8 protein-coding genes are annotated in these 7,931 nt (G+C 36.0%); 3 read left to right on the forward strand and 5 right to left on the reverse strand.

Annotated elements, in window-relative coordinates; all coding sequences use genetic code 11:
* Positions 1-290, reverse strand: a 290-nt coding sequence (locus AC220I_RS14820) for a hypothetical protein (RefSeq protein WP_486724632.1), incomplete at its 3' end; no start/stop codon positions are given.
* A 237-nt stretch (positions 291-527) separates the two neighbouring features.
* Here AC220I_RS14820 and AC220I_RS14825 point away from each other — a divergent pair.
* Both AC220I_RS14825 and AC220I_RS14830 read left to right on the forward strand, forming a co-directional pair.
* Positions 528-1,187: a HutD family protein gene (locus AC220I_RS14825; protein WP_486724633.1), complete on the forward strand. Its 660-nt coding sequence runs from the start codon at positions 528-530 to the stop codon at positions 1,185-1,187.
* 11 nt (positions 1,188-1,198) lie between these two features.
* Positions 1,199-2,965, forward strand: coding sequence for an HD domain-containing phosphohydrolase (locus tag AC220I_RS14830; protein WP_486724634.1), 1,767 nt, complete (start codon positions 1,199-1,201; stop codon positions 2,963-2,965).
* A gap of 54 nt (positions 2,966-3,019) precedes the next feature.
* Here AC220I_RS14830 and AC220I_RS14835 read toward each other — a convergent pair whose 3' ends face one another.
* From AC220I_RS14835 to AC220I_RS14850, 4 genes are all read right to left on the reverse strand, one after another.
* The gene (locus AC220I_RS14835) at positions 3,020-4,894 is read right to left on the reverse strand and encodes a HAMP domain-containing sensor histidine kinase (RefSeq protein WP_486724635.1); all 1,875 of its coding nucleotides are present in this window, start codon (positions 4,892-4,894) and stop codon (positions 3,020-3,022) included.
* On the reverse strand, positions 4,878-5,567 hold the full coding sequence (locus AC220I_RS14840) for a response regulator transcription factor (protein ID WP_486724636.1): 690 nt from the start codon (positions 5,565-5,567) through the stop codon (positions 4,878-4,880). The genes AC220I_RS14835 and AC220I_RS14840 overlap by 17 nt, the downstream gene beginning before the upstream one ends.
* A 147-nt stretch (positions 5,568-5,714) precedes the next feature.
* Positions 5,715-6,215, reverse strand: a complete 501-nt coding sequence (locus AC220I_RS14845; RefSeq protein ID WP_486724637.1) for a DUF4342 domain-containing protein — start codon at positions 6,213-6,215, stop codon at positions 5,715-5,717.
* A 104-nt stretch (positions 6,216-6,319) separates the two neighbouring features.
* The gene (locus tag AC220I_RS14850) at positions 6,320-6,829 is read right to left on the reverse strand and encodes a UBA domain-containing protein (protein WP_486724638.1); all 510 of its coding nucleotides are present in this window, start codon (positions 6,827-6,829) and stop codon (positions 6,320-6,322) included.
* 192 nt (positions 6,830-7,021) lie between these two features.
* Here AC220I_RS14850 and AC220I_RS14855 point away from each other — a divergent pair.
* The coding region (locus AC220I_RS14855) for a carbohydrate kinase family protein (RefSeq protein WP_486724639.1) at positions 7,022-7,931 on the forward strand (910 nt) is incomplete at its 3' end.

Here is a 7,931-nt window from a genome sequence, read left to right on the forward strand (position 1 = left end):
ACACTGGACACAATAAAGAGCTTCATCATCACCAAAGTAAGTATAAAGATCGTAATTGTCATTATTAGGCCTTTCATGCCCTCTTCATCGCTGTTTTTTTCGCCTGAATCTATGTATTTTTTTTTCTTGGTGGGGTTAAATAATTCTTCAATGAAAACGACACAGGTTAAAATTAGGGCAATTGGAAAGGCTTGTGCAAAAAAAAGATATCCACCTTGCGTATTGAAAAATGTCATAACAAAAAGCGAAACGGTAATGAATACCATTAAAAAATATTTTGTAATCGTCATATGGCTCTCCTTTAAAGTGATTAGAATCATTAAACACATCAAAATTGTTGTTCTACAAACAATATTATAGCAAAAGTAAAAAAAGAAAGTGTGTTTATGTTTCAGACAATAAAAAATTTTTTTCAAATTAATGTCTTAAAAATAATACAATTTCTTAAAATCCTGTTTCATTATTTGGGGTTTCACGATAAAATAGAGTCAAGAGATATAGAGGAAGCAAATCGTGGAGGGTATATTATGAATTATCAAGTGATTGATCAGGCTCATCAAAGAACTTCGACTTGGTCAGGAGGAGAAACAACCGAAATATTTATTTACCCTGAAAATGCAAATTATGCAGAAAGACAATTTTCATGGCGAGTAAGCAGTGCAAGTGTTGAAAAAGAAGAATCTGATTTTACACCACTCTATGGTGTAAAACGATGGATTATGCCTTTTGATGCACCTCTACTTTTAAAACATAGAAATCAACAAAAATTATTATATGAAATTTTACTTAAACCTTTCGAAGCGCATTGTTTTAAAGGTGATTGGGATACGAGGAGTATTGGTGTTACACGTGATTTTAACCTTATGCTCAAGGAAGGTAGTTATGGTATCTTAAAGCATTTCAAACTAGCAAAGGACACCCCAGTTGATATTGAAACCATTTTTCCTGAAATTTTTGACAATCGACTCGTTTTAATCGATAAGTATTTTACGCTGGGTATTTATAATTTGGAAGGTACTTTTAACGCACATTTAGAAGAAGAACTTGTTCCAGTAAATCACAAGGAATTAATTTTGGTCAACAATGATTCCAAAATGATTAAGGCGTTTAAATCCCTAAAAGTCAATCAAAACACTGTAGATTATTTAGATCTGATAATATTTTTTGTAGCATACGACGCAGAATAAATGGGGGAATGATGCAATCCAAATCTAAAAGTTTGCACTACTACATTAGATTAATCATGTGGACCACAGCAATTGTACCCGTCTTAATCTATAGTATATATTTGGCAAGACTTGAAGTTAAGCATTACCAAAATGAAGTTAAATTATACTCGCAACAGACCGTAAACAGCCTTGAGCTTTTTCTTTCAAACTTTGATGATGAAATCCGTAATTCCCTGAACATGTTTACAGGAAACTATGCACTTCAAATGGTAAAGGAAAATCCCAATTATGGTCCTGTGGTCAATTCCAGCATTGCACAATTTAATCAAGGCAGGGTGTATAAAGATATTGCGTTTGGATTATCAGATGGTAGGATGTTTACTGAAAACATCAATATACTACCAAAGGATTATGACCCTAGAATGCGACCGTGGTATAAAATAGCTGTCGAGCATCCAGGCGAAATAAAAGTAACGGACTTGTATCAGGATGCCCTCGATCCTTTAAAATGGACCATAACATATTCTAAGGCAGTCTACAGTGACATTTCTAATCAATTAATAGGCGTTGCAGGTGCTGATGTCACACTGACTAAACTCGGTTTATTGTTTGAACAAAACCATATCAATGAAGCCTTTAGGCTACTAATATTAGACAACAATCATCGCATTATTGCATCGAGCGACATGAATGGCGTTTTAAGAATGAGTGATGGTAGCATGTTGCCTGAAAATTACAGAAACCAAAAATTAATCAGATATGAAGAGGACCAGTACTTTCTAGAAACCCAAAATATCGGATTTATGAATTGGGAAGTGGTCTTGCTTTCAAAAAGATCTGATGTTTATCTAAGTGTTTTGAAAACACTTTTGCCAGTTTTTTTACTCGCATCTGTGTTTATTCTGTTGGTGAGTATGGTGTCTGAGAGCTTGGAACCCAAGATACTCAAAGCACTTGATCAGATTGTTGATTCTTTAAAGCGGATGGGGACTGGTGATTATTTAACAGAGGATGTGGTCTTGTCAACAGCACCCTTGGAGTTCGTAATCATACAAAAAGAAGTCGGTTCTATGAAAAAGCTTATTGGTGATCAAACCAATAAATTGATGCTTCAAAAGAATGAAATCAATGAACAGTACCAAGAAATCAATGCACTATATGAAGAAACTGCTGCAATGAACGAGTCTTTAAATGACCTTCTTGAACAGATCGAACACAATTACGGTCTTACAGTTGAAGCACTCTCAAATGCAATTGAGGCCAATGACTTTTATACAAAGGGTCATTGTGAACGCGTGAGGCTATACTCCCTAAAAATGGGAGAAGCTATTGGCCTTGGCCCCAATCAATTAAAGGATCTCGAATATGCTTCAATCTTACATGATATTGGCAAGGTGGGGATTCCATCTAGTATTCTAAATAAACAGTCTCCTTTAAGCAGTGAAGAATATGATCAGATTAAAATGCATCCAGAGCTTGGCGCAAAAATCATCAGTAATGTACCCTATTTAAGTCGTTCTGCTGAGATTATCAAACATCATCATGAATGGTACAATGGTACCGGTTATCCCGACGGACTCAAGGGCAATGAAACAAATATTATGTCTCAAATCATCGGTGTTGCAGATGCCTATGATGCCATGACATCTATTAGGTCCTATAGAAAGGTTCCGTTGACACATGAGATGGCAGTAGAACAATTAATTTTAGGCAAGGAAACACAATTTAATCCTGAACTGGTTACTTTGATGATCACACTCTTTAATTTAAATTCATTTTTAAAAAACCCCAATTGACTCAGCTTAATGTTGAAAACTGAGTTCATTTGGGGTTTGTTTATTTTGTGAGGATTAAAAATCTTCTGTTTCGAGAGGTTTTGTTTTTTTAGCTGGAAGCATAATCGTGAAAGTGGTCCCCATATTGAGTTCACTGTCTACGTGAATAGCACCGCCATGCTGTTCAATAATGATTTTAGCAATCGAGAGTCCTAAGCCGGTACCGCCATGTTGGTTGTCTTTGAGCTTGGTTCTAGACTTGTCAGCACGGTAGAACCTGTCGAAGATATGTGGTAGGTCCTCTTTCGAAATACCAATACCATTATCTGAAAGTTCAATGACATATTGACTCTGCGTTGCACGCAGGGAGATCTTAATTTCACCCTCTTCAGGTGTATATTTAATACTGTTGTCTACAAAGATTCGCAATGCCTGTTTTAGCTTATCTATAGACCCGTATATAAAGAGATTTTTATCAATCGCTTCAACGATATTATGCTGCTTGTCGATTAAATTAGTCTCCTTAGCGATTTCACATATCAAATCAGATAGATTAAATTCTGCCAGATCCATTTTTAAGGTTCCCTTATCGTTTCGGGCGATAAAGAGTAAACTCTCAACGAGACTATGCATATTCTCCGTTTCACCTAGAATGGCTTGTATGCTTTCTTCAAGTATAGCAGGATCATCTTTTCCCCATCTGTTGAGCATACCGGCATAGCCTTTGATAACGGCAATCGGGGTACGAAGTTCATGAGAAGCATCGGATACAAATTGTTTTTCGCGCTCATAGCTTTTTTGGATGTCATCCAACATTTGATTAAAGGTTAAAGCCAAGTCCTTTAGCTCATCTTTAGTACCACTCACGTTTAAACGGGTACTAAGGTTATTTGCGGACATATCTTTTACTTGATCCGTCATGACCTTAATCGGTTTTAAGTGTTTTCCTGCCAATTTTGACGACGAGAGAATTGATGTTATCATCAGAACAAAGCAGAGTATAATACCGATTGGCAATGTTGCTTCTATGGTGCCCCTTGACTTGTCCATATTCTTACCAAGCACGAAATAGCTTGTATTTCCTGATGCGTCCAAATACTTTCCAGTTTGATAAAGGGTTGGAAAGTTGGGGAAGGATTTAAAATCATATGAAAAATAGGCCATGGCATCGTCATAGTTGACCACAGAATCTGTATTTTTATAAAGTAGGGTCTTGTTTTCGTCATAAAAGTAGAAATAGAGGTCCTCACTTGCGATATAGTGCAAGATCACTTTATCATCATATGGATATCCCTCTTGTAGAAGACTTTGAATGTAGACGTCGTTTTTTGAGAGAGAGCCTTGTGTTTGATAATATAAAAAGTAGGAAAAACTCAGATATGAGGATACAAATAAAAAGGCAATTAAAAATATCACTCTAAAAGTATAGCCTAGGGTCAGCTTAAATGTAATATTGAAGCGCAACAATGAGATGAATCGGTCATAGGATTTTGCCATATAAGAGGGCTCAATGATTTCATCTTCTAGGATAGGCTTCGATTTAACAAGGGGCTTCTTGGCAATAATTTTTGTTTCTATGTCTGTCTTGTTCAATTCAGTTGACTTGGCCACATCATTTTTTTTCCGTTCTAGTTTCTTCTGTTTTTTAAGAGAACGTCTGATTTTTTCTCTTTCTAGGTGTTCAAGACGTTGCTTTATAATCTCTTCATCTGGGATTTTGCGATCCTTATCTTTTTTCTTCTTATTTTTTCGATATTTTTGCTTTTGAGATTCAGAGCTAACATTGATGACAATTGGCGCTGAGGGAGGGGCATTCTTTTTAACACGCTTTATCGGTTTTACGAATCGATTTGAGCCTGTTGTGTCACCATCTCCCTTTTTGGGCTTGTTGAGCCCTGAATTCGGAAGCGTATTCAATTCTTCTACTTGGTTTTTACTTATGATCTTCATCTTTAAATAAATAACCTACCCCTCTAACGGTGTGAATAAATTTAGCATTGAATTGATCGTCAATTTTACTTCTCAGATAACGGATGTAGACATCTACAATTTTAGTTTCACCAAAATAATCGTATCCCCAAACCTTGTCGAGGATTTGTTCTCTTGAAAGTGCAATGTTCCTGTTTTCAGCCAAGTAATGTAGCAAGTCGAATTCAGTTTTAGTCAGTTCAATGGTTTTGTCATTATAGGAAGCTGTATATTGATTATAGTCAATTTTCAAATTTCCAGAAATGAACATGTTGGTAGGTGCAGTTGCAGTAACCGGCGCTTTTCTAAAAATTCTTCTGATTCTTGCAAGCAGCTCTTCAATTGCAAAGGGTTTCGTCATATAGTCATCAGCGCCAAAATCTAGGCCCATTACCTTGTCCATCGTATCATCCTTCGCGGTTAGCATAATGATTGGGATTTCAGAGTTCAAACGAATTCTTCGACAGACCTCCATACCATTTAAGCCAGGGAGCATGATATCTAGCACAATAAGGTCAAAAGTCTCTTCAAGCGCACGCTCGAGACCAGTTCTCCCATCATGGACAGCCTCTACTTCAAAACCTTCATGTTTGAGTTCAAGTTCAATAAAACGAGCAATTTTTATATCATCTTCAACAACAAGTATTTTTTGCATACGTTCTCCTCCTGTTTTTATGTATGGTTTGTTTAAATATAGCATTTTTTAGACAATAATTAAAGTCAGAACAGCGAGATAGAAACGAAATCCCAGTTCATGTGAATATGAACTGGGATGGGTTTAATGCTCTAAAAATCATTTTGCTTATGAACGTCTATCTTCTGGTTCTTTTTCAACGACGGTTTCCTCATCAAACTTGAAAGCATCTTCAACTTTTACTTTGCTGCCTTTAGGATCTAGAATAACAATCTTGTAACCGAAAACATACGGTAATACCAACAAAATAAGTGATACTGGCAAGGTCAAAAGAATAATGATTGCTGCAACAGTTAATGGGATATCCAGTACTTTTTTACCTTTTTTACCGATGACAAAGCTTGTTTTATGCATTTTATCAAAGAATTTTTTCATGTCCTCGAAAAAGTCGTTTTGTGGTCTTTGTTGAGAATGTGGTCTTTGATGTCTATAGTGTCTTTGGTCTCTGTTTGCTCTTGAAGGTTTAGGGCCTGTTTTTTGCGCATCTTCAAGGTAGATTAAAGCTTCTACCATATCACCATCAAATTGTTCTAGTGCCTCTTTGGCTTCTTTATAACTTATATTTGCTCTTTCCATGAGCATATCAATTTTTTCTAAACTTACTGACATAATAACGCCTCCTTAAATCTTATATTATTAAATTCATTATAACGCGAAATTCTTAATGGTCTACCAAATTTAGGTTAAAATTTGGATAGAAAACGGGCCTTGTATCAAGCTTGATCATCAAACTGTGATTTTATGATGTTGCCGATATCTTGATCCTTCTTGCCAGATGTTTTCAGTAAGACGTTAAAACCTAGGAAAAATGGCACCACAAGTACAATTAATGAAAAGGGTAAAGTGAACCATGCAATTAAGATGACGATGATTAAAGGTAGTTCGAGATAAACCTTTTCATTTTTTTGCCAAGCAATTTTCATCTTCAAAAGTTTTTTAGCTGCTTTTTTGAGTTGGATGCCTAAAAATTTCATCTGTGCTTTGAAGGCTTCTGACTTCCATTCCATTTTAATATCAGATTCGCTTGAAGTTGTTTTTTTACTTTCACTGGTGTTTTCTTTAGGTGCATCCTCTTTTTGGGCCTTTTCTGTACGGTTGTTTTCGATTTGGATAATGGCTTCAACAACATCGCCTTTTGTCGCTTCCAAGGCTTCACTGGCTTCTTTGTAAGTACATTTTGTTCTGTTGATAATTTGATCAATTTGATCTAAAATATTTGACATTTCTATTTACCTCCCTTATCAACTTTCTAACTCCATTATAGGATTGACGGATTAATATAAAACCAATAGAAGGTTAGAAAATAGAAAGAATACCATAAAAGATTTCTCATAAAAGGGTTTACAAATCACACATAGGGGTGTAATATAAACATATGATTATAAACTAAACAATAGTTTACAAAAGGAGAACCTATGACTGATCGTGAACAGGAAATATTTGAGATTATTAAAAGTAATCCTATGATTTCCCAGGAAGCGCTTGCACAGCTTTTGAATTTACAACGATCCTCTGTGGCAGTTCATATATCCAACCTGATCAAGAAGGGCAAGATTAAAGGGAAGGGGTATATTGTAAATGAAGAGGCTTATGTTGTTGTGATTGGCGGTTGTAATATGGACATATCAGGTCGCCCAAGCAATAAGATGATATTACATGATTCCAATATAGGCGAAGTTAAAACCTCAACGGGTGGTGTTGGCAGAAATATCGCCGAAAATCTTTCAAGGCTGGGTGTGGCTGTTAAAATGATCTCGGCTGTTGGCAATGACGAGTTTGGTTCTGTGATATTATCAGAATTAAATGCGCTTAAAGTAGACACAACGGGCATAATGGTGCATCAGAGTCATCCGACATCGACTTATTTGGCGGTATCTGATGAAAGTGGAGATATGCATGTCGCTATTTCTCAAATGAACATTGTTGATGAAATATCCATTGCTTATATTAACGAATTTAATCATATGATTGAAAATGCAGATTGCCTAGTAATGGACACTAATTTAAAAGAAGAAGTTGTACACTACATCCTCAACAAGTATGCCCACAAGAAAATTTTTGTAGATACAGTATCCACCGCAAAAGCGGTTAAAGTAAAAGGTATGCTGGATAAGATTTATTTTTTGAAGCCCAATCTATTAGAGGCTGAATTGCTCTCTGACTTTAGTGGCCAAACAACAGAAATTAAACAGATCATAAAAAACCTTCCCTCACATAAAATTGCCATAAGCTTAGGCCCAAATGGCGTTGTAGGAAGAGATGGCCATGAAATTATTCAGTTGAGCACACCAGAAACGCACATTCTCAACACCACAGGTGCGGGGG

The sequence above is a fragment of the Fusibacter sp. genome (genome assembly GCF_057447755.1).

What these genes read in the sequence shown, in the direction of transcription:
- AC220I_RS14835 (WP_486724635.1), bottom strand. Translation starts at nt 4,894, where the DNA reads ATGAAGATCATAAGTAAAAACCAAGTAGAAGAATTGAATACGCTTCCG.
- AC220I_RS14840 (WP_486724636.1), bottom strand. Translation starts at nt 5,567, where the DNA reads ATGCAAAAAATACTTGTTGTTGAAGATGATATAAAAATTGCTCGTTTT.
- AC220I_RS14830 (WP_486724634.1), top strand. Translation starts at nt 1,199, where the DNA reads ATGCAATCCAAATCTAAAAGTTTGCACTACTACATTAGATTAATCATG.
- AC220I_RS14845 (WP_486724637.1), bottom strand. Translation starts at nt 6,215, where the DNA reads ATGTCAGTAAGTTTAGAAAAAATTGATATGCTCATGGAAAGAGCAAAT.
- AC220I_RS14850 (WP_486724638.1), bottom strand. Translation starts at nt 6,829, where the DNA reads ATGTCAAATATTTTAGATCAAATTGATCAAATTATCAACAGAACAAAA.
- AC220I_RS14825 (WP_486724633.1), top strand. Translation starts at nt 528, where the DNA reads ATGAATTATCAAGTGATTGATCAGGCTCATCAAAGAACTTCGACTTGG.